General features: G+C 34.3%; 21 protein-coding genes. 7 read left to right on the forward strand and 14 right to left on the reverse strand.

The window, feature by feature from the left end; all coding sequences use genetic code 11:
* Positions 1–64: 64 nt before the first annotated feature.
* Together ACT6XC_RS04865 and ACT6XC_RS04870 are read right to left on the reverse strand one after the other, a co-directional pair.
* Positions 65–661: a hypothetical protein gene (locus tag ACT6XC_RS04865; RefSeq protein WP_443740998.1), complete on the reverse strand. Its 597-nt coding sequence runs from the start codon at positions 659–661 to the stop codon at positions 65–67.
* A gap of 4 nt (positions 662–665) precedes the next feature.
* Positions 666–974 (reverse strand): hypothetical protein, encoded by a 309-nt coding sequence (locus ACT6XC_RS04870; protein WP_443740999.1) that lies wholly within the window; start codon positions 972–974, stop codon positions 666–668.
* 313 nt (positions 975–1,287) lie between these two features.
* Between ACT6XC_RS04870 and ACT6XC_RS04875 the strand changes: the two genes are divergently transcribed.
* On the forward strand, positions 1,288–1,869 hold the full coding sequence (locus ACT6XC_RS04875; RefSeq protein ID WP_443741000.1) for a hypothetical protein: 582 nt from the start codon (positions 1,288–1,290) through the stop codon (positions 1,867–1,869).
* A 5-nt stretch (positions 1,870–1,874) separates the two neighbouring features.
* Positions 1,875–2,792, forward strand: a complete 918-nt coding sequence (locus ACT6XC_RS04880; RefSeq protein WP_443741042.1) for an HNH endonuclease — start codon at positions 1,875–1,877, stop codon at positions 2,790–2,792.
* Between the two features lie 140 nt (positions 2,793–2,932).
* Here the strand turns inward: ACT6XC_RS04880 and ACT6XC_RS04885 are convergent, their stop codons facing one another.
* Positions 2,933–3,703, reverse strand: coding sequence for a DUF4469 domain-containing protein (locus ACT6XC_RS04885; protein WP_443741001.1), 771 nt, complete (start codon positions 3,701–3,703; stop codon positions 2,933–2,935).
* A 174-nt stretch (positions 3,704–3,877) separates the two neighbouring features.
* On the opposite strand from ACT6XC_RS04885, the gene ACT6XC_RS04890 reads away from it, so the two are divergent.
* From ACT6XC_RS04890 to ACT6XC_RS04900, 3 genes are read left to right on the forward strand one after another with little or no spacing between them, the layout of a single operon-like run.
* Positions 3,878–4,762, forward strand: a complete 885-nt coding sequence (locus tag ACT6XC_RS04890; RefSeq protein ID WP_443741002.1) for an ABC-three component system protein — start codon at positions 3,878–3,880, stop codon at positions 4,760–4,762.
* Positions 4,746–4,979 carry an ABC-three component system middle component 7 gene (locus tag ACT6XC_RS04895; protein WP_443741003.1) on the forward strand — a complete coding sequence of 78 codons (234 nt, stop codon included), beginning with the start codon at positions 4,746–4,748 and terminating at the stop codon, positions 4,977–4,979. Before ACT6XC_RS04890 ends, ACT6XC_RS04895 begins: the two co-directional genes overlap by 17 nt.
* Positions 4,964–6,571, forward strand: a complete 1,608-nt coding sequence (locus ACT6XC_RS04900) for a DUF2326 domain-containing protein (RefSeq protein WP_443741004.1) — start codon at positions 4,964–4,966, stop codon at positions 6,569–6,571. The genes ACT6XC_RS04895 and ACT6XC_RS04900 overlap by 16 nt, the downstream gene beginning before the upstream one ends.
* Positions 6,572–6,724: 153 nt before the next feature.
* Here the strand turns inward: ACT6XC_RS04900 and ACT6XC_RS04905 are convergent, their stop codons facing one another.
* Positions 6,725–7,066 (reverse strand): helix-turn-helix domain-containing protein, encoded by a 342-nt coding sequence (locus ACT6XC_RS04905; RefSeq protein WP_443741005.1) that lies wholly within the window; start codon positions 7,064–7,066, stop codon positions 6,725–6,727.
* 190 nt (positions 7,067–7,256) lie between these two features.
* Between ACT6XC_RS04905 and ACT6XC_RS04910 the strand changes: the two genes are divergently transcribed.
* Both ACT6XC_RS04910 and ACT6XC_RS04915 read left to right on the forward strand, forming a co-directional pair.
* Positions 7,257–9,293 carry a site-specific DNA-methyltransferase gene (locus tag ACT6XC_RS04910; protein WP_443741006.1) on the forward strand — a complete coding sequence of 679 codons (2,037 nt, stop codon included), beginning with the start codon at positions 7,257–7,259 and terminating at the stop codon, positions 9,291–9,293.
* Positions 9,294–9,305: 12 nt separating this feature from the next.
* The gene (locus ACT6XC_RS04915; RefSeq protein WP_443741007.1) at positions 9,306–12,092 is read left to right on the forward strand and encodes a DEAD/DEAH box helicase family protein; all 2,787 of its coding nucleotides are present in this window, start codon (positions 9,306–9,308) and stop codon (positions 12,090–12,092) included.
* A gap of 177 nt (positions 12,093–12,269) precedes the next feature.
* On the opposite strand, the gene lysA is transcribed toward ACT6XC_RS04915, so the two are convergent.
* The 10 genes from lysA to infB form a co-directional block, all read right to left on the reverse strand.
* Entirely contained in the window at positions 12,270–13,535 is a 1,266-nt protein-coding gene (lysA, locus tag ACT6XC_RS04920) for a diaminopimelate decarboxylase (protein WP_443741008.1), read from the reverse strand.
* A 66-nt stretch (positions 13,536–13,601) separates the two neighbouring features.
* Positions 13,602–14,696, reverse strand: coding sequence for an aspartate-semialdehyde dehydrogenase (gene asd / locus ACT6XC_RS04925; protein WP_443741009.1), 1,095 nt, complete (start codon positions 14,694–14,696; stop codon positions 13,602–13,604).
* Positions 14,697–14,747: 51 nt separating this feature from the next.
* Entirely contained in the window at positions 14,748–15,662 is a 915-nt protein-coding gene (dapA, locus tag ACT6XC_RS04930) for a 4-hydroxy-tetrahydrodipicolinate synthase (RefSeq protein WP_443741010.1), read from the reverse strand.
* A gap of 132 nt (positions 15,663–15,794) precedes the next feature.
* Positions 15,795–16,988 (reverse strand): hypothetical protein, encoded by a 1,194-nt coding sequence (locus ACT6XC_RS04935; protein WP_443741011.1) that lies wholly within the window; start codon positions 16,986–16,988, stop codon positions 15,795–15,797.
* A 48-nt stretch (positions 16,989–17,036) separates the two neighbouring features.
* Entirely contained in the window at positions 17,037–18,500 is a 1,464-nt protein-coding gene (locus ACT6XC_RS04940; RefSeq protein ID WP_443737838.1) for a DUF1846 domain-containing protein, read from the reverse strand.
* Between the two features lie 157 nt (positions 18,501–18,657).
* Positions 18,658–20,766, reverse strand: coding sequence for a polyribonucleotide nucleotidyltransferase (pnp, locus tag ACT6XC_RS04945; protein ID WP_443737837.1), 2,109 nt, complete (start codon positions 20,764–20,766; stop codon positions 18,658–18,660).
* 21 nt (positions 20,767–20,787) lie between these two features.
* Entirely contained in the window at positions 20,788–21,054 is a 267-nt protein-coding gene (gene rpsO, locus ACT6XC_RS04950) for a 30S ribosomal protein S15 (RefSeq protein ID WP_443737836.1), read from the reverse strand.
* A 21-nt stretch (positions 21,055–21,075) separates the two neighbouring features.
* The gene (gene truB, locus ACT6XC_RS04955) at positions 21,076–22,917 is read right to left on the reverse strand and encodes a tRNA pseudouridine(55) synthase TruB (protein WP_443741012.1); all 1,842 of its coding nucleotides are present in this window, start codon (positions 22,915–22,917) and stop codon (positions 21,076–21,078) included.
* Positions 22,883–23,269, reverse strand: coding sequence for a 30S ribosome-binding factor RbfA (rbfA, locus tag ACT6XC_RS04960; protein WP_078931083.1), 387 nt, complete (start codon positions 23,267–23,269; stop codon positions 22,883–22,885). Before rbfA ends, truB begins: the two co-directional genes overlap by 35 nt.
* Positions 23,269–26,088, reverse strand: a complete 2,820-nt coding sequence (gene infB, locus ACT6XC_RS04965; protein ID WP_443741013.1) for a translation initiation factor IF-2 — start codon at positions 26,086–26,088, stop codon at positions 23,269–23,271. The genes rbfA and infB overlap by 1 nt, the downstream gene beginning before the upstream one ends.
* Between the last annotated feature and the right edge of the window lie 84 nt (positions 26,089–26,172).

The raw sequence follows: 26,172 nt of genomic DNA on the forward strand, positions 1-26,172 counted from the left end.
GTAGACCTCTTTTTCTATGCCTTCTCAGGCAATCCACAACTTTTGATTATAACTCGTGCTCTTTTTATAATTTTTCTTTCATTCTTGAAAATTTTATTTCATAATCATCACAATCAAAATCTACTGCATTTGAAAGATGTTGCAATTTTATAGGAGTGCTATTTTCTTGAATTGTAACTAAAATTTGTTCTGACCAGAAAATTGGTCTTTCAAAAATTAATGTATAATTTTCTAAAACAAAAATAATTGCATTGTCAGTAAAAAATTTTTCTTTTGTTTCATCGGATTTTTTTGTTGCAACATATTCATCGGTAACGATTTTGATTTCTTTTATAATTTCGTTAATTTGAATTATATCGCGTTCAGTTTCAAATGCATTATATGGAGTTTCTTCTATAGAACGATTTACAAAAGAAAAACAAGCGTATTCAGTTTCAAAATCATCTAGAAAAGAAATATTTTCTTCACATTCATTATGGAGATTAAAAATTTTTCCTTGTATATTTATCCATGTATTTTGAAAAGATGAATAAGTTGTTTTGTTTTCATTTTTTTGCGGAAAATCGTCGTGTAGAATTTCTATAAAATTAATCTTTTTACCGATCAAGTTTTTTAAATCAGTTTTCATTTTATTTGTAAATTTAAGTTGAATTGTTTTCATTGTTTTATACCTTTTTAGAAAAATGAATTTTTTGTTTTTGAAATTTTGATGTTGCTGAAGTTATTTGTATATCAACTGCAGGACTTTTTGGACTGCTAGTAACAGGTCTAAAAGTAACTACTGTTCCATCATCAAATTTTACAATTTTCCCTTTGCCATATTTTGTATTTAAATCTTTCGCTTTGTATCCTTGTGTAAGTTTCTTAAAAAACTTTTTTGCTTCGGCATAAGGAGAATTTTTACATTTAATAGTTCTTGTGCTAGTGTGCTTTGCGTTAGAACTTTTTTTACCAAAATATCCACCTTTTGTCATTTTATACTTTTTTGAATTGTAAGTAAAATTTGTTTTGACCAGAAAACTGACCGTTCAAAAATCAAAAAAAATGAACATCACAGGCAGAAAATAGAAGACAGAAGTCAGGTGTTGTTTTTTTTTGCTAGATACGGAAGAAAGATAAAAAGCTGTAAAAGCATCGAAGGAAGAATACAACGGAGCAGGAAAAGGGGCAGATTTTGCAGTTCAAATATTTTGTAAGGAACTGTATAATAATTAGGCGGATTCTTATATACAAAGGTGAAGCAGTGCAGGCGGGCACGATTTTATGAGTAAAAGCAAGGAGAAAAAGATGAAGAAGTTATTTACATTTTTTTTATTGATAATTTTACCGGTAACAATTTTTGCTTCCCCTTTTGGGTTAAAAAAAGGAATGACAATAGAGCAAATTGCAGAAGTTTGTAATGGAAATGAGCTAGAACATATTGAAGGAGATATGTATTCTATTCTCCCCTCAAAAAGTCATCCTTTTTTCAAAATTTATATTGCTTTCGTAAATGAAAAAGCAGGACTTTATGGCATCAAAGCTTTAAGCGATGAAATATCTGTAAATGATTATGGGACTGAGATAAAAACTGCTTTTGAAAATATCAAAGACAGAATTGCTAAAACATATGGAATACCTAAAATAATTGACGAAATAGATCCAACTTCAGTTTATAAGGATGAAAATTATTGGACTTATTCCCTGTCAAAAGGAGCTAGAACACTAGCTGCAATTTGGGGCGTAAATGAAAAAAAACTGCCGGACGATTTATCTGGTATTGCAATTTCTGCAAAAGCTCAAATTGGTCCACAAATTGGTGCTATTTTATTGGAATACAAATTCAATAATTATGACCAAATTGAAGATGAACAAGATTCTGTTTTTTGAAAAAAATGTCTTCTGAGATTTTACAAAAAGAAATAACATATAAAGAAGAATCATACTCAGTAAAAAACTCAGGAGAAATTCTTCGTCATTCTCGACTTGGAAAAAGAACAAGAAAAGACGATGAAATTTGGACATTTGGCACAAGTATTGATGATAAAGGATTTTACAATATTGGAACTCATAAAGTTCATGCTATAGTAGCAACAGCTTTCTGTGGTGAACAGCAAACAAAGCAACATGTTATTTTTCATAAAAATTACAACAAAAAAGACAATAGAGCAGAAAATCTACTTTGGGTAACAAAATTCCAATTCCATGTTTTACAGCCAAATGTTCGATCGCAATTACTAATTATCAGTAAAAAGAAAAAGTTCGAAGAGGTTCTAGAAGATTTTGAAAATGTAAAAAGTATTCTTCCGCAAAATTTATTTTGGATGCAAAATATTTCACAAGAAGAAGTAAATAGGGCGTCGGAACTTTATAAAAAATTAAAATTTGAAGAAAAATATGATTATACAGAATTTAAAGATGTAAAATCGTTAAATAAAAATGCTGTGCAAAGAAATAACTGGTGGACAAAAAATGAATTTCCATGCTGTCCAAAAAATTCAATAAAAAATACTCTTGAAGATTATTATAACAATCTTCAAGAAAATAAAATCTTCTGCAAAAATCCTCATTACAAATCTAAAATCTGTAAATTTCAATTTAATAAAGAAAAAACATCAATCATTATAAAATGTACAGATGCAGAAAAAGAATCTATAAAGCCATGGAAACTTGCAGAAATAACATATGAAAATAACATTTACATTCATAAAAATTTAGGCACATTCTTTTCAGAAGATGGCGTTGACAAATATTATACAATTGCCTTAGGAGAAGAATGGACAGGGGGAAATGTTTTCGACGATTTCTGTTAAAATGAGAGTCGTTAAAATACCACAGCATAACTGCTACAGCGAGTTTTTATATATCCTTATCTTTCATTATTCATTTCCTATAAAAACTTCCTCCGGGCAAATTAAAAAATCTGCCCAAAGGAAAATTTTTACAAAAACCTTTACGCAACAGTTACAACATCAGAAATTACTTCTAATAATTCTTTTCGCGCGTAGTTTGAACGGCCAAAAATATGTGTTCTAATTACGATTTTGTAACTTCCGTTTATAACACTTTCTGGAATTGAAAATAAAAGTTTTGACGGTTGATTAAAAACAAGAGTAGTTTCAACTTTTATCCATTCTGCTTCTGTTAAAACATTTTTGTCTTCATTTAATGGAGCAAAATAAATTCCTGAATTTTCTCCACCAACTTTTAAGCCAGTTCCTTCAAGTAAAACAGAACCTTTTAAAGTTAAAGTGCCGTCTGTGTTGCCGGTTGTAATGTCTTGAATTTTTGTAATTTCGCCTTCAAACTTGTTTAATGATACAGAAGAAATTTCTACATTTTGAACAGCGTCACGCAAAGTTTGAGATGGTGAAAATTTTACAGTTAGATTTGGTTTTGTTTTGTCGTTTTCTACAGCGCCTTTTCCGGCAATGTAAAAAAGTCCAAGTTCACCAAATTTTACTGCATTTCCATTTGAAAGAACTTTTAAAACTGTATTTGTATAACAATTTAAAACGCTTGTAACAGTTCCTAAATCTACAAGTGGAATTTCAGATGCCATTGCGTCTAAAATATTTTGAGCTGAAAAAGTAACTCGTTCAACTTTGCCAAAAAAGTTTTCTGTTCCATCTTTAGAAAAATGATTTTTCTGCAATTTAACAGAAACACGACCGTTTGCAGATTCCTGCAATTTAATGAATGAATTGTTTTCGGTATTTGCCATAACAAATTTCCTTAAGATACATTATTTTTTGCAAAATTAATGTATCGTGTTACAATTTAAGAAGTTAGAAACTTCTGTAAGAAAAAGAAAACTTCTTTTTTTATCTTACGTTTTAATTATAAAAAACATAAAAGTTGACTAATCAGAAATAATCGGAATTAGAGAGAGTAAAATTTGGAAAAAAATCAGAATTATTCAGAATTAAAATGGAATTTTGCAGATTTTATAAATACGATAGATGAAATACTTGTAAAAGATACAAGCGACGTAGATTTTATGATTGAATTAATTTCTAATTCCTTAAACGATGGAATAGAAAATCCATTTAACACTGATAATAAGAATAATTTAAAACGATATTTAAATTCAGAAAAACTTCCAAAACCAAAAGCAAGATTTATTAAAAAAAATTTTTCACGAGAAAAACTTACAAATTATTTTAAATCAATTTTTGAAAATGATTACAATGAAGACAATGTAAATGATTTGTGTTGTGAATTTTTTCCAAATGATGAAAATGTTACTTTTAAAAATCTGGCAGAAGAATTAACAAAATTATTTTTTCAAATTGTTAGAAAAAGAATTCAAGAAAAAGATAGACGAAATCAAAAAACAGAAAATTTAATTTCTCTTGAAGATGAAAAAGACTTTGAAAAAAAATTAAAAGAAACTGTAAAAACTTTATGTAATATAAAATCTGCAAATGATATTGAAGAATATATTTCGTCTGTAACTTATATAGAAAGAAAAATTCCTGATGATTATTTTCTTTGTTGTGAAGTTCAAAACTATGTTACAAAATTTTACAAAAAGATAAATCAATTTTTTTGTGAAGAACAAAAAGAAGGTGCAATACCTTCGGATTTTATTTTAAAAAGTGTAAATAATCACTATAAAAAATTAAGAGAAAATATAACTTCTAAACAAGAAATTTTTGATTCAATGGTGAATTATTTTTTAACTAAAACAGGACTTTCTGATTCATATTTTCGTTATATGAAATGTATTGTTGCTTATTTTGTTCAATTGTGTGAGGTTTTTGATGTTACTACCAAATAAAATGATTCCTTATTCAGATTCTGTAATTTCAAAATTTTCTGTTGTATTAACTGAACTTCAAAAAAAATCTCAAAACATTCACGAACTTTATAAAAAACATAAAAAAGAATTTGAATCAATTCAAAATTACATAGAAGTTTTAAATTGTCTTTTTGCTTTAAATAAAATTCAAATTGATAAAATAAGCGAGGAAGTAAAATTATGCTCTATGAAATAAAATCTAATTTATTTAAAGACGATTCCAAAAAAATTAATTTTAAAACTGGGTTAAATATTGTTTTAGGAGAAAACGACAAAGCAAATTCAATTGGAAAATCAACATTTCTTTTAATAATTGATTTTGCCTTTGGCGGAAATTCTTACACAGACAAAAAAAATAAAATTGTTGAACTTTTTGGAAATCACACAATTTATTTTGCTCATAAATTTGAAAATAAAATTTATTATTTTCTGCGTTCAACAGAAAATCCCGGAAAAATTTTTCAATGTGATAAAAATTATCAAATTCTTGAAAAAGAAAAAGAATTTACTTTAACTGGTTTTACTAATTTTCTTAAACGTTTATATAAAATTGAAAGTGAATTATCTTTTAGAGAAATAGTTTCGCCATATTCTCATATTGCAGGAAGATTTGAAACAGATTTTGATAATCCTTTAAAAATTGAAGGGGATACAAGCCAGTCAAAAAGTATAAATCGATTTGAAAAACTTTTTAAAGTATATAAAACTATAAAATCAAAAGCGCAAGAATTAGAACAAGCAGAAAATAAAATAACATCTTTTAAAAATGCAAAAAACTTTGGTTTTATAAAAATTTCAATTGAATCTCAAAAAGATAAAAAAACGTTAGAAGAAGAATTAAAAAATCTTGAAACAGAACTTGAACAAACAAAATTTGGAAAGGCAAAAGATTTATTTATTTTTGAAGAAAAATCTGCAAGTGAATGTATGGAAATAAAAAGCAAATTAAAATCTTTGCGTTCTATTCGTTCAAAATTACAAAGTGAAATTGCTGCCATTGAAAAAATTGATTCAAATGCAAATCCTTCTGAACAAGATTTAAAAGTTTTACAAAGTTTTTTTCCACAAGTTAATTTACAAAAAATAAATGATATTTCAAGTTTTCACAGTAATGTTTGTAAAATTGTAAATAAAGAATGCGATGACGAAGTTTTAAAATTAACAAAAAAACTAAATCAAGTGTTAAACAAAATAGAAGAACTTGAAAATAAAATTTCACCAGAATTTCAAGATATTTCTCAAACGATTTTAGAACAATTTGCAAAAAAGTCTATTAGAATTAATCAAATAAAAGAGGAATTAAAAAAATTTGATTTAAAAAATTCTTTAAACGAAGAAAAATCAAAAATAGAAAAAGAGTTTTCTTTAATTCAAGAAAATGCACTTTCTAAAATCGCTAATGAAATTTTAATAACTTTGCAACTTTTTAATAAAGAAAACGGAGCTTTAGTTTTTGAATTTCCCACTCAAAAATCTTATAGACTTTATAAAGAAAACGATGTGGGAACAGGAACAAAACATTTAAATTTAATTCTTTTTGATTTAGCTGTTTTATTAAAAACAGAAATTCCATATTTAATTCACGATTCATATATTTTTCACGAATTGGAAGATAACAGGTTAAATTTAGTTCTTTCTTTTTACAAAGAATATTCACACGGTAAACAAATTTTTATTGCAGTTGATGGGCAAGATAAATGTTCAGAAGAAGCAAAAAAAATCATAAAAGAATCAACAATTTTAAAACTTGGAAAAAATAAAGAATCTTTATTTGGAATTACAAAATAAATTTTGCATCACAAAAATAGTCTATTTGCACAGTGAAAATAGTATGTTTGCGCGATGTAAATAATCATTATGCACAGTGCAAATAGTCATTTTGCAGTGAGAAAATAGTAAGTTTTCACACCCAAAATAATCTATTTACACACTGCAAAATTTCTACTCACCTAAATAATCTTCTAAAGTGTCCATTAAATCTGCTACATTTGAGCGAAGGCGCTTCATTAAAGAGCGTGTGCGTTTTGTGTCGTAACTTGCGCTTTGAGAATTTGGCAAAAGTAACTCGTAAGGTTCAACTTCTAAAGCATTTGCAAGAGAAACTAAAGTTTCAAAAGAACCCCATTTTTTGCCAGTCTCAATAGCACTTAAATATTTTTCGGTTATTTCTACTTTTTCTGAAAGCTCTGCTTGACTTAATTTTTTTAAATTTCTGTATTTTTTTATATTATCAACATATATTTGATTTAATTCATTTAAAAGCATATTTAAAAAGTAAACCATTTGTTTATATTTAGAACTATCAAATAGTAATTTTAATAATTCAAAATGAATACTTAGGAATTCTTAAAGATTAAGTTTTTTATTAAAATTCCGACAATTAAATATCTAATTCTATCTTTTAGATAACTTTTTTAAAGAAATTGCGTTAACAATTTCCAATCCGTGTGACAATCTTTTAAGGAAATAAAAAATGCCAGAAACAAACGCTTTAAAAGCTACAATTGAAAATCTTTTAAAATCAATTCCAAATCTTGCAACAGAAAACGGAGAATTAAAAATAAATAAAATTAAAGAAGAAGTTGAAAATGCAAATCCACAACTTTTAGAAGTTTTGCTAAAAAATAAAACAGTTAAAAAAGAATTTTTTACTCCGGTTTTAGACAGTTTTATTTTTAAAACTCGAGAATTTAAAGAATTTTTAGATTTTTCTTTTGCTTGTAATTCTTATTCAAAATATTTAGGAAAAAAAATCGGACTTTATTTTGCAGACGAAGAATTAACAGACAAAACAGAAGTTGTCCTAAATTTTCCTTTTAAAGATTGCGTTTTAGAAGGCGGACAAACAAAAGAAGACGGCTTAGACACTTTTTATAAATTTAACGAAAAAACTGGTAAATATGAAGACGCAACTTGCAAACGAAAAGAAATTTTTTACAACCAAATTTTAGCTCGAGACGAAATTGACAGCCTTTTTAGTCCAAAAGCTTTTACAAATGCAAAAGTTTACGACAAAACAGGACAAAAACCTTGCACAAAATTAAATCGAGACGCAGAAATTAACAAAAAACGCGGACTTGACGAAAACACAATTACAGACAATTTAATTATAAAAGGCAACAATCTTTTAGCACTTCATTCATTAAAAGAAGAATTTGCCGGAAAGGTGAAGCTCGTATATATCGATCCGCCCTACAATACAGGAAGCGATAGTTTTTCTTATAACGATAATTTTAATCATTCAAGCTGGCTAACCTTTATGAAAAACCGTCTTGAAATTGCAAAAGAACTTTTAAAAGACGACGGTGCAATTTTTGTGCAATGCGATGATAACGAACAAGCGTATTTACAAATTCTTATGAATGAAATTTTTGACTTTATACAAGTTGTAACAATTAAAATGAATGAAGGTGCAGCTAATGAATTTCAAAATCCATTTATGCCCAAAAATTGTGAATATGGGTTACTTTATGCAAAAAATTATAGATGTAGAAAATATAAACCTTTATGGATAGAACGAAAATATGATACAGCTTATAACAAATTTATTATAAATAAAAAAGAGGAAAAAGATTTTCATAAGTGGGAAGTAAAATCTGTAAATGAAATATTAAAAGAACGAAATATTGAAAAAGAAAATGTTACTGACTTTGTTATAGAAAATGCTGACTGCATTTTTCAAGGAATAGGACCAAAAGAACCTGGAGAAGGTTTAAAAAATGCAATGGAACGTTCTAAAAAATCCAACTCATGGGACATATATAATCGAGAAAACAAAGAAGATATTTACACATATCGTGGTAGAATGGTCAGATTTTACTCAAAAAATATTGGAATTACAAAAAATGGTAAAAAGGCAATATTAAAAGAATTAGGCTCCTTATGGAGTGATATAAAAACTACAGGCATAGCTCCAGAAGGTGGAGTTACATTAAAAAATGCAAAAAAACCTGAAATGCTTCTTTCAAGAATAATTGAAATGCTTTCAGAAGAAAATGATATTGTTTTAGATTTTCATCTTGGTTCCGGAACAACTGCTGCCGTTGCTCACAAAATGAATCGCCAATATATTGGAATTGAACAACTTGATTATGGTAAAAATGACAGTGTTGTTAGACTTAAAAATGTTATTAACGGCGATACTACCGGAATTTCAAAATCTGTTTCGTGGCAAGGTGGCGGTTCCTTTGTTTATTTTGAACTTGCTCAAAAAAATCAAAAGGCGATTGCGTTAATTCAAAATTGTTCAACTTACGAAGAATTGGTTAATCTTTTTGAAGAACTTTCTAAAAAATATTTTCTTCATTACAACGTAAAAATAAATGAATTCTTAAAAGAAATTAAACTTCCGCGTTTTAAAGAACTTCCTTTAGAAAAACAAAAAGAAATGTTTTGCCGAATGTTAGATTTAAATCAGCTTTACGTAAATTTTTCTGACAGAAACGACGAAACTAACAATTTAACAAAAGACGACATTACTTTTACACAAGATTTTTACAGTTCACTTTAAGGAAGAAAAATAATGTTATACGAAAAAATTCAAAACCAAAAAGAAGTTTTAAACTCTGAAGATTATGAAATTCCTTCTTACATTACAGAAAATTTAAAATATGAATTATTTGACTGGCAAAGAGAAGCGTTAGAAAATTTTTTAATTAACGAAAGAACTCGAAATAAAAGGCAAAAAAAAGGTGAAGAAGTTTCGCCAAATCATTTAATGTTTAATATGGCAACCGGAAGCGGAAAAACTTTAGTTATGGCGGCGTTAATTTTGTATTATTACAAAGAACACAAAATCAACAATTTTATTTTTTTTGTAAATCAAAACGCAATCTTAGGAAAAACTCAAGACAATTTTATAAATAAAAATCATCAAAAATATTTGTTTAAAGAAAATATTATAATTGATGAAAAAAGAATAAATATTAAAGAAGTTGAACAATTTTCTTCTTCAAACGATATTCAAATTAAATTTACAACAATTCAAAAACTTCATAACGACATTTACAAAGAAAGCGAATCTTCACTTTTACTTTCTGATTTACAAAAACGAAATTTAGTTTTGCTTGCAGACGAAGCTCATCATTTAAACGCAACAACAAATAAAAAGAAAAATAAAATTTCAGAAAAAGATTTGTCAAATGATTTAGAAAATTCAGATTTTACTTTTTTAGATGAATTAAAAGACGGCGCAAAAGAAGAAGATTTAGAAAAATCTTGGGAAACAACAATTTGCCATTTTATTTTAAATAAAGAAAATAAAAATTCATCTCAAAATAAAAATGCTCTTTTAGAATTTACGGCAACAATTCCAGAAACGCCAGAAGCAAAACAAAAATACGAAGATAAAATTATAATTCAATTTGATTTAAAAAAATTTGTTGAAGCAGGTTTTACAAAACATATTCGCTTGGTTCGTTCTTCTTTAAATCAAAATGAACGGATTTTACAAGCGTTAGTTTTAAATTGGTATAGAAGTCAAATTGCCTTAAAATACAATATTCCAAATTTTAAACCTGTAATTTTATTTAGAAGCAAAACAATTGAAGAATCAAATCAAGCTTTAACCGAATTTTTAAAACTTTGTTCAAAATTAAAAGAAGAAGATTTAAACTTTTTAGAGAATAAAAATACACAAATTCCAAACAAAGAAGAATCAGAAATCCCTCAAGCTTACGATGGAACAAATGATATTTTTGAAAAAATAAAATTTTATATTCAAAAAAATAAAATTCCTTTAAGCCGAATTGTAGATTTTATAAAAGATAATTTCACAGACAGAACTTGTTTAATTACAAACAGCAAAACAAATAAAACAAAAAAAGAAAAAACTGACGCTGAGCAAGATAAGCTTTTAAATAGTTTAGAAAATCCGCAAAATCCAATTCGCGCAGTTTTTACCGTTCAGCGTTTAACGGAAGGTTGGGACGTTTTAAATCTTTACGATAGTGTCAGACTTTACAAAGGACGCGACACAGATTTTAAAAATAAAAAAGCTGGAACAAGCACAACAAGTGAAGTTCAACTTATTGGTCGAGGTGTAAGATATTTTCCTTTTGAATATGGCGAGTTTCAAAAAAATAAAAGAAAATTTGATTCTGATTTAAATAATGAAGTGCGTGTTTTAGAAGAATTTTATTTTCATTCAGACAACGATGTAAAATATTTAAGTGAATTAACAAATGAATTAAAAAATAAAGGTTTAATTGATGATAAAAGAATTCAAAAAAAGTTTTGTATCAAAGAAGAAAATCAAAAAATCCTTAAAAAACTAAATCTACTTGTAAACGAAAAAAAAGAAAATCCAAATCGCCGTTTAAAAACTTTGCCGGACGATTTAAAAAATCTAATTTTTGAAGATAAAATTTATTCTCATAATTCACAAGTGTACGAATTAAAATTAAACGAAGAAAATCAAACTGTAGAAAATAAATTTTTCTTTCAAGAAACAGGGGAATGGAAAACACTTTTTTTAACTTTAAACGATTTTCCCCTTCATATTTTGCAAAAAGCAATTCACATTTTAAATTCTGACAATTTTTGTTATTTTACTTTTGAAAATCTGCAAAAACGTTTTGAAATTTCTTCTTTGAATGATTTTTTTGATTATTTAAATGAAGTAAAAATAAATCTGTTTATCCAAAGCCACGTTAATTCAATTAAAGAAATCGAAAACAAAATTCTTTTGCAAGTTGCCATTAAATTTTTTAAGTTTTGTCAAAATCAACTTGAACAATACGATAAGCCATTTATTGGAACAGATTTTAAATTTGTTCCTTTTGAAAAATGTTTTTCTTCAGAAAAAATTAAAATGTTAAATATTGAAAATGCAAAAGACAAAGAAGAAAATTTAAAACTTGAAAATGAATTAAAAAATTTAAATTGGTATGCACTAAATTCTTTTTGGGGAACAGATGAAGAGCGAGCGTTAGTAAATTTTATAAAATTAAGAGTCAAAAACTTAGAAGAAAAATATGAAGTTTGCCTTTTAAGAAACGAAGAAGTTTATAAAATTTTTTCGTTTGAAAGTGGCGAAGGATTTTGCCCGGACTTTTTGCTTTTGTTGAAGGATAAAAAATCAGAAAAAGCGAATTTATATTTTCAAGTTTTCATTGAACCAAAAGGAAAACAATTATTAGAAAAAGATGAATGGAAAGAAAACTTTTTACTTCAAATTGAAAAAAAATATGGAATAGAAAAACCATTTATTGAAAAAAACGAAAAATTCATTTTAATGGGACTTCCGTTTTTTTCTACCACTGATGAAAATAAAAAAGTTGAATTTGAAAATGCTTTTGGAAAGTTATAAAAAAATTAAATTAAAAAGATAAAACACCGAAAAACGGATTCTTAAGGCTGTAATTTAAGTATGAGTATGAGGAAATTTTTTAAGTAAGAAGTATATTGCCGTAACAATTGAAGAATAAAAACTTGCAAAGCCAGCGGACTGTTTTTTAGCCAACTGACTTTGCATTTTTGTCTGTTTTTATTTAAAGTTTTCAACGCCTTCAAGGTCAAGTGTTGCAAAAAGGTCGTTGATTGTCTCGCGACGGCGGATTTCTTTTACAGTGCCATCTGTGCGCAAAAGAAGCTCGCCGCATCTTAGTTTTCCATTGTAATTAAAGCCCATTGCACGACCGTGTGCTCCTGCATCATGGATTATTACAAGGTCGCCTATATCGATTTTTGGAAGTTCTCTCTGAACTGCAAACTTGTCGCAGTTTTCGCAGAGAGAGCCTACTACGTCGTATACGTGGTCTTTTGGTGCGTTTTCTTTTCCGCTTACAGTAACTTCGTGGTAAGAACCGTACATGCCAGGTCTCATCAAGTCTGCCATGCAAGAATCAAGACCTATGTATTCCCTGTAGATGTGCTTTTCGTGAATTGCCTTTGCAACAAGCAAGCCGTAAGGGCCTGTAACAGGACGTCCGCATTCCCAATAAATTCCGAGAGGATCAAGTCCTGCAGGCACAATAATTTTGTCGTATTCTGCGCGGATTCCTTTTGCTACTTCATCGTAGTCTACGGCCTTTTGTTCTGGTTTGTAAGGAATTCCAAGTCCTCCGCCCAAATCCACAAATTCAATGTTTACACCGCATTTTTCCTTTACTTCTACTGCAAGTTCAAAGACGAGTTTTGCAGTATCAACAAAAAAGTCTGGATTCAATTCGTTCGAAGCCACCATAGTATGAAGTCCAAAATGCTTTACACCCTTTGCTTTTGCAACCTTGTATGCTTCGAGCATCTGTTCGCGTGTAAGTCCGTATTTTGCTTCTTCTGGCTTTCCTATTATTGAATTGCATCCGTGTTTTGCAGAGCCTGGATTGTACCGGAAGCAGAGTGTTTCTGGAAGTTTTCCGAGAGCTTTTTCCAAAAAATTGATGTGAGTAAAGTCGTCAAGATTGATTATGTTTCCATTTGCAAATGCATACTTAAACTCAGAAGCAGGAGTCTCGTTTGAGGTAAAGATTACCTTGTCTTTTTTGATTCCTGCAATCTCACAGAGCATAAGTTCCGGCAGGCTCGAACAGTCGCCTCCGCACCCCTCTTCCGCAAGAATCTTTAAAATGTAAGGATTAGGACAGGCCTTTACGGCAAAGTGTTCGCGGAATTTCGGAAAAATCGAAAACGCCTTTGTAAATTTGCGCATATTTTCGCGGATCGCTTTTTCATCATAAAGATAGAACGGAGTCGGATATGTTTGTGTAAGCTTTTTTAATTCTTCGCTATTGATCGGAAAAGTTTTTTCCATAGTATTTTCTCCAAAAAAAGAGGCTTATCCGCAAAACGCAGAAAGCCCCTGTTTTGTTATATTTAGTTAGTCAAAAAAACCCTTTGCTTTTAAGAGTTCTGCATTCAAGATACCGCCGAGGGCAGCTCCGCGCTTTGTGTTGTGGCTGAGGGCTACAAACTTAACGTCAAAAACGCTGCATTTGCGCAGTCTTCCGATTACGCAGGCCATGCCCTTTTCTGTGTCACGGTCGCGACGTGGCTGAGGACGGTTTTCTTCTTCGCGGTATACAATCGGGTGTTCCGGCGCAGAAGGAAGCTTTAATTTCTGTGGAAGAGAAGTAAATTCTTCCCAAACTTTTAAGATTTGTTCAATAGAAGGCTTTTTGTCTTCTGGAAGGTCAAATTCGAGGTTTACACTTGCAGTATGTCCATCGATTACAGGAACGCGTGTACAGGTTGCAGATACAACTGGTTCAGAAGCATTTTCAATCTTTCCGTTCTGCACTGTTCCCAAAATTTTAAGACATTCTTTTTCTGTTTTTTCTTCTTCTCCTCCGATAAACGGCACGATATTATCAATCATATCGAACGAAGAAACTCCTGGATAACCTGCTCCAGAAACAGCCTGCAATGTTGTAACTGTCATTCTCTTTACTGGGTAGCCTGCCTTTATAAGGGCGAAAATTGGAATCATATATGTCTGCAAAGAACAGTTCGGCTTTACTGCAACAAACCCCTTGTCCCAGCCGTGGTGCTTTTTCTGCTCGGCAATTACATCGAGGTGAGAATAATTGATTTCAGGAATAAGCATAGGAACATCTTCTGTCCAGCGGTTTGCGCTTGCGTTAGAAACAACAGGAATTCCTTCTGCCGCATAAGCCGCTTCCAAAGCCTTGATTTCGTCCTTGCCCATTTCGAGCGCAGAAAAAACAAAACGGCACTTTCCGAGCGCAAGTTTAGGCTCATTTGCATCCTGAACAGTAAGATTTTTTACGTCATCAGGAATATCTGCTCCAATAAGCCAGCGGTTTTTTACAGCTTCAGGATAAAGTTTTCCAGCTGAACGAGGACTTGCTGCAACATAGGTTACCTTAAACCAAGGGTGATTTTCCAGCAATTTGATATATCTTTGTCCAACCATTCCAGTTGCACCCAAAACACCAACATTTATTCTTTCCATTTTGTTATCTCCAATAAAAACTCAGCATTAGTTGTATTTTTGTGATTTTGATTACAGACCGCACTCTTTTAATGCAGCTTCTATCACTTTTTTTGCGCCATCGTTTACTTCTGCAAGAGGAAGCCGGCATGGACCAGACGGCATGCCTTTTACGCTCATTGCGTATTTGATTGATGTAGGATTTCCGTCAACAAAGGCAGCTTTAAAGAATGGAAGCAATTTATAATGTGCCTTGCGTGCAGCGTCAAAATCACCTTCGAGCGCCTTATGCGCCATTTCTACGACTGCGGCAGGAGCAAGGTTAGAAACTACTGATATTATACCGTCGCCACCGACAGAAATTAAAGGAAGTGTAAGAGCATCATCTCCGCTCAAAACTGCAAAATCTGGCTTTTTAGATTTGATTGTGGCAATTACTTCCATCATTTGATTGATATTGCCGCTTGCTTCTTTTACGCCGACAATATTCGGAAGTTCTGCAATGCGTGCAAGTGTATCTGTTGTAATATTTACGCCAGTTCTTCCGGCAATGTTATATACTACGATTGGAATTCCAACTTTGCTTACAGCTGCAAAGTGCTGGTAAATGCCTTCTTTTGAAGGTTTGTTGTAATACGGGGTAACAACAAGCGCAGCGTCTGCACCTGCTTTTTTTGCGCGTTCACAATAAGCAACTGCATCTTTTGTATTGTTGCTGCCTGCTCCTAAAATTACAGGAATATGCTTTCCAGTTGCGTTTTCAAACGCTTTAACTTCTTCCATTACAATAGAAATAAGCTGGTCTTCTTCCTGTCCAGGACGTTCGTCGAGAGTTGGAGTTTCTGCTGTAGTTCCAAGTGGAACAAGACCGTCAATGCCCTGATCAAGCTGGAATTTTACAGTTTTTCTAAAGCCTTCATAATCAACAGAACAGTCAGACTTCATCGGTGTAATCATGGCTGTAAATGCACCCTGTAATTTTAACATATATTACCTCTTACTAAACAAAACTTTTTATATAGAAGAATCTCTGACATTTTAATGAATTTGCGCTCTTGTGAAAAGTACAATCAGTCTAATGGCCGTGCAATCAATTTAGTGCAAACAGGCGTTTTCTTGCTAATAGTTGTCCCATTTAAAGTCGTCAAAATCTTGAATTTGAATTTCGCGAGAGTTTCTAAAATATTTTTCCATTTTGCGAATCGTGAGAGGCATTTTATTTTTATAGTTCGGGTTCATATAAAAATAGGCGCTATATAGCGATTTCTGCATTTTTTCGGTTGCGCTGTTATCGTCGATAAAAATAATTCCTGCGAGGTTTTGTGCAACTTCTTTTACCGTAAGTTGTGTTGAGCAATATGCCCCAGAATGTTCACAGGCTTTTTCGTCAATTCTGTTCAGTTCGATAAATGTACGGCGTGCGAGTGAACGGTAAAAAAGATTGTTAAAGTCTCCAAAATCAACCGTTTCGCTGTTAAACCACGGGTTTTTTACGATTGTAATGACCGAATATTCGTTGTCCAAAAGTTTTGAACCGTAGTCCAAAAACTTAAACTTGTAAGCTTCTGCCATAGCAAATGGTGAATATTCTGCAACAGTTGTCAAAATGTCGGTATACTGAATTCTGAATGTAAAATCTATTCCTGAACGAGAAGTATATTTTAAAACACGCTTATTTTCCGAAACAGCCTGTACCAAAGCCCGAAAAATCCGCACTTTTTCAACACCAAGGTTTTTCTTTACTTCTGAATAATCGATTTCTGAGCGGTTATCTGCTCCAATCATTACAGATTTTTTTAGCGAAAACATTGCATATTCTTCAACACGTTCAAAAATTTCCTCGAGAATATTTTGATGAATACAGTTAAATGACTTTACGTCAGTAAAAATATCGTAGTGTCTAAAGTGCAGGCACAAATCTATGTCTATTGTCTGAGTATGCCCGATTTTCGAAGGAATCGCGCTTTTGTGCTTTTCGACAGGAAGAATATTGATGTAACTAAGATTAAAAAATTCCGAAAACTGCGAATAAAAGTCCAAGGCAACAAGTTCAGAATAAGGTCCTGCCCATCTGGAGTTTCTTGCTTCCGCTATGTTCTTTACTTTTTCTGTAATCTGAATAATTGTCTGTCTGTCCGCCGAATACTTTTTTTGAAGGCGTTTTAGTCGCTTTATAAAGTTTTCGGCAAAGAGATTTTTCGGTTCACTGTTTAGCGGCGAAATGCATTTGTTTGTGTTCTTCTTGTTTTTTACAACTTTTTCAACATTAAAAATGTCTTTTATAAGTTTTTCAAGATTTTCAACATCGGTCATAGAACTTTTCCGTATCTGTCCGTGCATTTACCGTTTAAGACAGCAAGCCTAGCGTTTTTTTACAGGATCGCTTGTTAAATCGACGCCGAGTTTTTTAAAAATCTTGCGGTCTACTTCGCTAAGCATTACGCTCGTATGAACCTGACAACCTTTTAAAGCAGGCAACTGTTCAAGAGCCTTTTTGCAGTTTTCGTCGTTTGGACTAAGCATAGAAAGTGCCACGAGAACTTCATCTGTATGAAGACGAGGATTGTTTCCCTGTAAATAGTTCACCTTCATATTTTGAATCGGCGCAATCATTGCAGTAGGAATAAGTTTTACGCTGTGGTCGATTCCAGCAAGATGTTTGATTGCGTTTAATACGAGGGCTGCGCAAGTTCCAAGCAAATCAGAGGTTTCTGAAGTGATTATTGTGCCGTCGTTCAGTTCGATAGCGGCTGCTGGAAGTCCAGATTTTTCTGCGCGTTTGTTTGCGGCAACAGTAACAAGACGGTCGGCTGGAGTTATTTTTGCCTGCTGCATTAAAAGAGTAAGTTTGTTAACTTCGGATTCTTCGCTCTTTCCATCAGCAAGGTTGCACAATGCGGTATAGTAGCGTCTGATAATTTCCTGGCGGCTTGCATAGCAACATGCTTCGTCATCAAAGATACAGTTGCCAGCCATATTTACGCCCATGTCTGTTGGCGATTTATATGGATTTTCTCCAAAAATTCCCTTAAAGATTGCATCCAATACTGGATAAATTTCTATATCGCGGTTGTAGTTTACAGTCGTAACTCCATAAGCTTCGAGATGCCATGGGTCAATCATATTTACATCGTTTAAATCGGCAGTTGCCGCTTCGTAAGCAAGATTTACAGGATGTTTTAGAGGAAGATTCCAAATAGGGAACGTTTCAAACTTGGCATAACCTGCTTTTACACCGCGAACATTTTCGTTATAAAGCTGGCTTAAGCAGACAGCCATTTTTCCAGAACCAGGTCCTGGTGCTGTAACAACAACAAGCGGACGTGAGGTTTCTACATAATCATTTTTTCCATATCCTTTATCGCTGTCGATAAGAGCAACATTGTTCGGATAACCTTCTATCAAATAATGAAAATAAGACTTTATTCCAAGTTTTTTAAGACGTTTAGCAAAGGCCTTTGCTCCTTCCTGTCCGCAATAATGCGTAATAACGACAGAACCTACAAATAACCCTCTGTCCATAAATTCCTGACGTAGACGAAGGACATCTTTGTCGTAAGTAATTCCCAAGTCGCCACGAACTTTGTTTTTTTCAATATCTAATGCGCTGATTACGATTATAATTTCTGCCATATCAGCCAGTTGCAAAAGCATTTTAAGTTTACTGTCTGGCTCAAACCCTGGTAAAACCCGACTTGCATGAAAGTCATCAAAAAGTTTACCGCCAAATTCCAAATAAAGCTTATTTCCAAAATGCGAAATACGCTCTTTAATGTGTTCAGACTGAATTTTCAAATATTTATCGTTATCAAAACCTTTTTTCATATCTTTAAAAGTATAAACGATTTGAACTTTTTTTTCTATAAATATATGTGCTCATGAAAATATGTAACAGTGAAATTTTGACAAAAAAAATGGCTGTCTGAAAATAAAATTTCAAACAGCCATTTTTCGTTTAATAATTAAACATCTTAAGCGTTAATTATTTTTTTTGCTCTTCAAGCGCGTCAACATAAGAAAGATTCAATCTTCCCATTTTGTCCACTTCAAGAAGTTTTACAGGAATCTGCTGGCCTTCTTTAAGAACGTCCGTCACTTTTTCAACTCTCTGTCTTGAAAGTTTAGAAATGTGGCACAATCCTTCTTTTCCTGGCAAGATTTCTACAAAAGCACCAAAATCCATTATGCGTTTTACAGTGCCGTTGTAAATTGTTCCGATCTCAGGATCTTCACAAATGCCTTTTACAGCAAGTTTTGCTTCTTCTGCAGATTTTCCAGTTTTTCCGTAAATCTGAACAGTTCCGTCATCTTCTGTGTTGATTGTAACACCGTACTGTGCGCAAAGAGCCTTAATGTTCTTTCCGCCAGGTCCAATCAAAGCGCCGATTTTATCAGGACTAATTTTCATAGTCAAGATTTTTGGTGCAAACGGACTGATTGGCTGAGGTTTATCGATGCATTTTTCCATGATTGAAAGAATATGCAAGCGTCCAGCTTTTGCCTGAGCGAGAGCTTCTTTCATAATCTGTGTTGTTACACCGGCAATCTTAATATCCATCTGGAAACCAGTAATTCCGTCTTTTGTTCCGGCTACTTTAAAGTCCATATCACCGAGGTGATCTTCTTCACCAAGAATATCAGAAAGAATTTTGTAATTTCCGTAAGGATTGTCGCCTTCTGGTTCTGTAATAAGACCCATTGCAATTCCTGCAACCATTTTCTTCATAGGAACACCAGCAGCGAGCATTGCAAGACAACCGCCACAAGTAGAAGCCTGAGAAGAAGAACCGTTAGATTCCATGATTTCAGAAACTACGCGAACTGTATAAGGAAATTCTGTAACTGGTGGAACCATGGCTGCCAAAGAACGGCGGGCAAGGTTTCCGTGTCCAATTTCGCGACGACCTGTTGTAAGACGTCCAACTTCTCCAACCGAATATGGAGGGAAATTGTAATGAAGAATAAAGTTTTCGCTTCTTTCTCCATCAATATCGTCATAAACCTGAGCATCGAGCGTTGTACCGAGAGTACAAACTGCCAAAGACTGAGTTTCTCCACGTGTAAAAAGCGCAGAACCGTGTGGACGAGGAAGAACGTTTACTTCACAAGTAATCGGACGAATTTCGTCACATTTACGGCCATCAATTCTCAAGCCTTTGTCCAAAATGCTCTTTCTGAGCAAATTGTACTGAATATCATCAAAACAAGAATCAAAAAGCTTTTTCTGAATTTCATCTGACAACTGTTCAGCATATTTCTGTGCAACCTGCTCTTTTGCTGCGGCAATTGCCTTACCGCGAGTCATTTTTCCGTCCTGGAAACATGCTTTTTCAAGGAGAGGTGTTGCATCTGCAATGATCTGCTCTTTGTTTGCAAGCTCAACATTAAGCGGAGCAAGCGGAAGTTTTTCTTTTCCACATTTTGCAACAAGCTGTTCCTGAAGTTCGCACATAGCAGTAATAAAGCCCTGAGCCTGTTCAAGAGCGCCGAGCATTACTTCTTCACTGACTTCGTTTGCACCGCCTTCAACCATTGTAAATCCGTCTTTTGTTCCAGCAACAACGATTTCGAGCTGAGCTTTTTCCTGCTGATAGAAAGTCGGGTTGATTACATACTGTCCGTCAATGTAAGCAACTCTTGCTGCTGCAACAGGTCCATGGAATGGAATATCAGAAATTGATACTGCTGCAGAAGCGGCAATTACTGCAAGAATGTCCGGTGGATTGATTCCATCGGCAGAAACACAAGTCGGAACAATCTGGATTTCACGACCAAATGCAGGTTCAAAAAGAGGACGCATAGGACGGTCAATAAGACGAGAAACCAAAATTTCCTTGTCCTTTGGACGACCTTCACGTTTTACAAAGCCCCCTGGAATTTTTCCTGCGGCATAATATTTTTCGTTGTATTCAACAGTAACCGGGACAAAGTCCAATCCTTCTTTTACTTCGGAAGAGGCACATACAGTTGCAATTACAGATGTTCCTGCGTACTGCGCATAAACACATCCGTTTGCCTGTTTGCCGATTTTTCCAGTTTCGAGAATTAAATCTTCATCACCAATTTTGTAAGTTACTCTATTTACTGCCATTACTTACACCTCCACGGTTTATTATTTGCGGAGACCAAGTTCTTTAATAAGCTGGCGGTAAACTTCCAAATCCTTTCTCTGAAGATATTTAAGCAACTTGCGGCGCTGTCCGATTACTTTGAGCAATCCACGTGATGCGCCAGCGTCTTTTGGGAAGTGCTGGCAGTGAACTGTAAGCTGTTTGATGCGTTCAGTAAGGAGAGCGATCTGAACTTTTGTGTTTCCTGTGTCGGCTTCGTTTTTGCCAAATTTGCTGACTACTGCAGCTGATTCTTCTTTTGTAAGCATTTTACTTACTCCTTAAAATATTTATTTCTCTGGGTAACCAAATTGAATTGCCCGCACAAAGCCTCTGAGCGATCCATCAGAATCCAGCACGCGAAGTAAACCGGAATCTAATTTACAGGCTACAGTTTTTGTGGCGGAAATCTCTTCGCTTCCAGAAATTACCATTTTTATTTTGACAGTGTATTCACCGTCAGGCGGAAAAATCTGAATTCCGTGTTTTTTTGCGGTCAGATAATTTTTTCCATCTATTGTTTCCCTGTACCATTCAAAACCCGCACAGTCAATCGTATACGGATTTTTGAGCATTATGCTTATTTCATTAAACTTTTTATCAAGAACATCTTCCCGAATTCTTGAAGAACTTACCTTTTTGCCAGAATAATCAACAAAACTGACAACATTAAGCTCGATTTTATTTTTAGCACAAAATTCTTTTAGAGCAGGAATATCGGTCAAACCTTTGTAACCGCATCTAAAATCCTCACCTTCGGCAAGATATTTTACATTGCAGTTATTTTTTAAAATTGACAGAAAATCATTCCCTTGTATTTTAGTAAAATCGTCAGAAAAGTCAATTACAACGACAAACTTAAATCCTTTTCGCATAAAGAATTCCAGCTTTTGAGAGAGCGATGAAACCTCTCCACTAAAATCTTTTCCAGACTTCTCAAGCCGTGTAGTATGCCTGAAAGTGACAATTCCCGGCACAAGCTGTTTTTTTTCAAGAATCGAATCAAAAATCGAATCGTGCCCGATATGCATTCCATCAAAACTTCCAATGCTAAGGGCTGTTTCCTGATTTCCAAAATCCTTTAATGGTTTTCCGTTTACAACCTGCTCCCAGGAATATATTTTCAGTTTTTGCTCTTCCAGCGGAATTACAAAACCGTAACTGAATTTTCTTCCGTTTCTTTTTACTGTTCCTGCAAACTTTAAATCAGGATAAAAAACCGCAAGCTCACAGTTTTCCGGAGTTTTTTCTTCAAAATAGAACGAATGTCTTCTCAAAAGACGTCCGTTTGCAAAATCCTGAACATAGCCTGTGCAAAGCATGACCGGAGAAAATCCGCATAAACGCGCAATTTCTGCCGTCATAGGATAAGTTGAATTTTTTACCTGTTCTGCAAAAACAGGATCTTCTTTTCTGTTTTTTGGAGATTTTTTTTCGCCATATACAAGGTTTGAAATCGTAAACTCTTCCAAATCTTCATGGCCTGCTGCATTTTTCAGATAAAAAGGTCCTACCCCAGTTCGACGCAAAGCCTTTAAATGAGCGACAGTTCCACATTCTTTTGCAATATCGCGGGCAAGAGAGCGGATATAAGTTCCTTTTGAACAGCTGACTTCAACAAGAGCATATTTTTCAAAAAAATCGAGTAATATAATAGAATGAATTGTGATTTTTCTTGGCGCAAGTTCAACTTCTTCGCCACTTCGCATAAGGTCGCTGGCCCTTTTTCCATTTACGTGAAGCGCGCTGAATTTTGGCGGAACCTGATCAATTTCTCCCTTGAACTTTTTCAAAACCGTGCGAACTTCTTCTTCGTCTGGAATTCTGCCTGTTTTTATTATATTTCCAGTCGGATCGAGGGTATCGGTTTCTGAGCCGAATTCAATCAATGCAAGGTAAGTTTTTCCAAAATTCGTAATATGAGAAACCAGACGCGTCAAATGTCCGGTAAGAACGACAAGAAGCCCATCTGCAAAGGAATCCAAAGTTCCCGTGTGACCGACTTTTTTTGTGCCAAGAGATTTTTTTACTGCCGATAAAGAAGCAAAACTAGTTTCTCCGGACTGTTTGCTTAAAAGCAAAATTCCGGAGTTTGCGCTATTGCCCGTCTGTCTGCTGTCTGCGGATTTCATTTTCCTCAGCTTCAAGACGGTTCAATTTATTTACCATCTCAAAGCCTTCCTTTACTGAACTGTCAGCAATAAAGCTGAGTTTTGGAAATTTTCGAATTGTAAGTTTTTTTGCGATTGACGATTGAATGAATCCTGCCGCACTGTTAAGCCCAGCAACTCCTTTTAAAATCTGTCCTTCTGGCAAAAAACTCGAAACATAAACTTTTGCATAAGCCAAATCAGCAGCAACTTCCACACGGTTTATCGTCAAAAAAGTTGAAACACGCGGATCTTTTATTTTCTGAGTGCTGATAAGCAGTGCAATTTCACCGCGAATCTGCTCCCCCAGTTTGGCAAGTCTAAATTCACCCATTATTCAGCATCTCCCTTCGGAACGAATGAAGAATTTAACTTTTCTTTAGCTGCTTTTTTTGCTTTTCCTTTAGCTTTTGCTTCTGCTTCTTCTGCGGCAATCTGTGCTGCTGTGGCTTCTGCTTCGGCTTTTGCAGCGGCAATTCTCTCTTTAGCTTTTGCTTCTGCTTCTGCTTTTTCGTCTACGAGAGATTCGCCAAGTTTTCTTGCAACTTCAACGTATTCAATAATTTCAAGTTGGTCGCCAACCTGAATGTCCTGCCAGTTTTCAAGACCGATACCACATTCAAAACCAGCCTTAACTTCTTTTGCATCGTCCTTGTAACGTTTGAGTGAAGAAATTTTTCCTGTCCATTTAACAATTCCGTCACGGATAAGGTTAACAGTTGCTGATTTTTTAACAAGACCTTCTGTAACTGAACATCCTGCAATAACTCCAACTTTTGGAACACGGAATGTATTGCGAACTTCAACCATACCGATATTCTGTTCAATTGTATCTGGACGGAGCATTCCTTCCATTGCCTGCTGAATTTCTTCAACACACTTATAGATAACGTTGTATTTTCTGATTTCTACTTTTTCTTCATCAGCAAGCATCTTAGCTTTTGCCGTTGGACGAACATTAAATCCAATAATGATTGCATTTTCGTCTGCGGCTGCAAGAGTAACATCGCTTTCGTTGATAGCTCCAGCAGAAGAATGAATTACGTTCAAGCGGATTTCCTGAGTTGAAAGCTTTTCGAGAGACTGTTTTAAAGCCTCTGCAGATCCCTGGAGGTCAGCCTTAATAATAACTTTCAATTCTTTTACTTCGCTTGCTTCGATTGTAGAAACGAGGTTGTCCAATGTAACTTTCTTAACAGCCTTTGCTGCTTCAAAACGCTTGAGTTCCTGACGTTTGTTTGAAATATCGCGGGCATCGCGTTCTGTTTCTGTAACCTGGAACGGATCTCCAGCATTCGGCATTTCGTCCAAACCGAGAACTTCAACAGGCATTGAAGGAGTAGCTTCTTTTACTTTTTCTCCGCGATCGTTGAACATTGCACGTACTTTTCCAGAATAAATTCCGGCAACAAACGGATCTCCAACTTTCAATGTACCGCTCTGAACCATAACATCGGCAATAACACCGCGTCCCTGGTCAACATGAGATTCGATAACTTTTCCTTCTGCGCGTGTATCCCAATAAGTCTTTAACTCAAGCATCTCTGCCTGAAGAAGGATCGCGTCGAGAAGTTCGTTGATTCCTTCGCCCTTAAGAGCAGAAATTTTTACGTACTGAGTGTCGCCGCCCCATTCTTCAGGAGTAAGTCCCTGTTCAGAAAGCTGCGTCATTACACGGTCAGGATTTGCATCTGGTTTATCAATTTTATTAACTGCAACGATAATCGGAACCTTTGCATCTTTTGCATGACTTAAGGCTTCAAGAGTCTGTGGCATTACACCGTCATCTGCGGCAACAACAAGAACACAGACATCTGTAATCTGAGCACCGCGAGCACGCATCATTGTAAAGGCTTCGTGTCCAGGAGTATCAAGGAATGTAATCACACCCTTTTCAGTCTTAACCTGATAAGCACCAATTTTCTGTGTAATTCCGCCGGCTTCGCCTGCCGCAACATTTGTCTTTCGGATTGCATCAAGTGTTTTTGTCTTACCATGGTCAACGTGTCCCATTACAGTAACAATTGGCGGACGAGGAAGTTCATTTCCTTCTTCACCCTTGTCGCTTTCAATTACGGTTTCGTCATAAAGAGAAACAAGATGGACATCACAACCGTATTCGGCAGCAAGAAGGGTTGCAGTGTCAGAGTCAATGCTCTGGTTGATTGTAACCATCATTCCCATCGACATAAGTTTTCCGATGATTTCGCTGGCTTTAAGGTTCATTTTCTTTGCCAAATCAGAAATCGAAACAGATTCCATAATATCGATTGACTTTGGAACTACGCTTGCAGGAGTAACTGACTTCTTCTTGTAAAGTTCCTCTTCGTCAAAAAGCTCTTCTTTGTCCTTGCGGTTGTTGTAAACCTGTTTTTTGCCTTTAAATGCCTTTTTTCCAGGTCCTTTCTGTTCTGGAATTGCAGATGCAACTGGTGCTCCTCCAAATCCCGGTCTTCCACCGCCAAATCCCGGACGGCTGCCAAATCCTGGTCTTCCACCCTGATTTGGTCCACGGTTAAATCCGCCCTGTCCGTTTGGGCCGCGGTTAAATCCGCCCTGACGGTTAAATCCACCGCCCTGTCCGTTTGGACCGCGGTTGAATCCGCCCTGACGGTTAAATCCACCGCCCTGTCCGTTTCTGTCGCGGTTCTGATAATTTTCGCGGGCCTGTGCTCCAGAAAAACCTCCAGAACGCTGACCGTTATTGTTATAATTTCTGTTTCCATAACCGCCGTTATAGCCACCTTCGCGATTGCCATAACCACCATTCTGACCACGGTTGTATCCGCCGTTGCGCTGACGATTTGGAGTTGAAAGATTACCGGCTTTTACATTTGGTCTTGCAGAGCCGATTTCAAAAGTAGTACGAGTCTGTCCAGCAGGACGCTGTTGCTGAGGACGAGGAGCAGAAGGAGCTGCTGCTACCGGTGCAGGAGATTTTTTTACAACTGGAACCGGACGTTTTTTATTTTCCCCGTTTTCAGCCACACTTTCCTGAGCCTGTGCAGGCGCTTTTCTCTTTACGACTACAATTTTTTTCTTTTCCGGTGTACTTGAATTTGCAGAAGCCACAACAGTCGCTTTATTTTCTGCTGGTTCTGTTTTTTTCTTATTCAATACAAATCCGGGCTTTTTCTCTGTTTCTTCAGCCATATTTTCTCGTTTTTCCCCTTATAATTTTTCTCGCACTACTCTTTTAGTCTTCGATATTAAAATTTCAAAGACTTTTTATTTTAC

Source organism: Treponema berlinense, from assembly GCF_052273165.1.
Classification (GTDB): Bacteria; Spirochaetota; Spirochaetia; order Treponematales; family Treponemataceae; genus Treponema_D; species Treponema_D berlinense_A.

Coding starts and splice junctions, on each gene's coding strand:
- ACT6XC_RS04865 (WP_443740998.1), bottom strand. CDS start 661: ATGAAAACAATTCAACTTAAATTTACAAATAAAATGAAAACTGATTTA.
- ACT6XC_RS04870 (WP_443740999.1), bottom strand. CDS start 974: ATGACAAAAGGTGGATATTTTGGTAAAAAAAGTTCTAACGCAAAGCAC.
- ACT6XC_RS04875 (WP_443741000.1), top strand. CDS start 1,288: ATGAAGAAGTTATTTACATTTTTTTTATTGATAATTTTACCGGTAACA.
- ACT6XC_RS04880 (WP_443741042.1), top strand. CDS start 1,875: ATGTCTTCTGAGATTTTACAAAAAGAAATAACATATAAAGAAGAATCA.
- ACT6XC_RS04885 (WP_443741001.1), bottom strand. CDS start 3,703: ATGGCAAATACCGAAAACAATTCATTCATTAAATTGCAGGAATCTGCA.
- ACT6XC_RS04895 (WP_443741003.1), top strand. CDS start 4,746: ATGTTACTACCAAATAAAATGATTCCTTATTCAGATTCTGTAATTTCA.
- ACT6XC_RS04900 (WP_443741004.1), top strand. CDS start 4,964: ATGCTCTATGAAATAAAATCTAATTTATTTAAAGACGATTCCAAAAAA.
- ACT6XC_RS04905 (WP_443741005.1), bottom strand. CDS start 7,066: ATGGTTTACTTTTTAAATATGCTTTTAAATGAATTAAATCAAATATAT.
- ACT6XC_RS04910 (WP_443741006.1), top strand. CDS start 7,257: ATGCCAGAAACAAACGCTTTAAAAGCTACAATTGAAAATCTTTTAAAA.
- ACT6XC_RS04915 (WP_443741007.1), top strand. CDS start 9,306: ATGTTATACGAAAAAATTCAAAACCAAAAAGAAGTTTTAAACTCTGAA.
- lysA (WP_443741008.1), bottom strand. CDS start 13,535: ATGGAAAAAACTTTTCCGATCAATAGCGAAGAATTAAAAAAGCTTACA.
- asd (WP_443741009.1), bottom strand. CDS start 14,696: ATGGAAAGAATAAATGTTGGTGTTTTGGGTGCAACTGGAATGGTTGGA.
- dapA (WP_443741010.1), bottom strand. CDS start 15,662: ATGTTAAAATTACAGGGTGCATTTACAGCCATGATTACACCGATGAAG.
- ACT6XC_RS04935 (WP_443741011.1), bottom strand. CDS start 16,988: ATGACCGATGTTGAAAATCTTGAAAAACTTATAAAAGACATTTTTAAT.
- ACT6XC_RS04940 (WP_443737838.1), bottom strand. CDS start 18,500: ATGAAAAAAGGTTTTGATAACGATAAATATTTGAAAATTCAGTCTGAA.
- pnp (WP_443737837.1), bottom strand. CDS start 20,766: ATGGCAGTAAATAGAGTAACTTACAAAATTGGTGATGAAGATTTAATT.
- rpsO (WP_443737836.1), bottom strand. CDS start 21,054: ATGCTTACAAAAGAAGAATCAGCTGCAGTAGTCAGCAAATTTGGCAAA.
- truB (WP_443741012.1), bottom strand. CDS start 22,917: ATGAAATCCGCAGACAGCAGACAGACGGGCAATAGCGCAAACTCCGGA.
- rbfA (WP_078931083.1), bottom strand. CDS start 23,269: ATGGGTGAATTTAGACTTGCCAAACTGGGGGAGCAGATTCGCGGTGAA.
- infB (WP_443741013.1), bottom strand. CDS start 26,088: ATGGCTGAAGAAACAGAGAAAAAGCCCGGATTTGTATTGAATAAGAAA.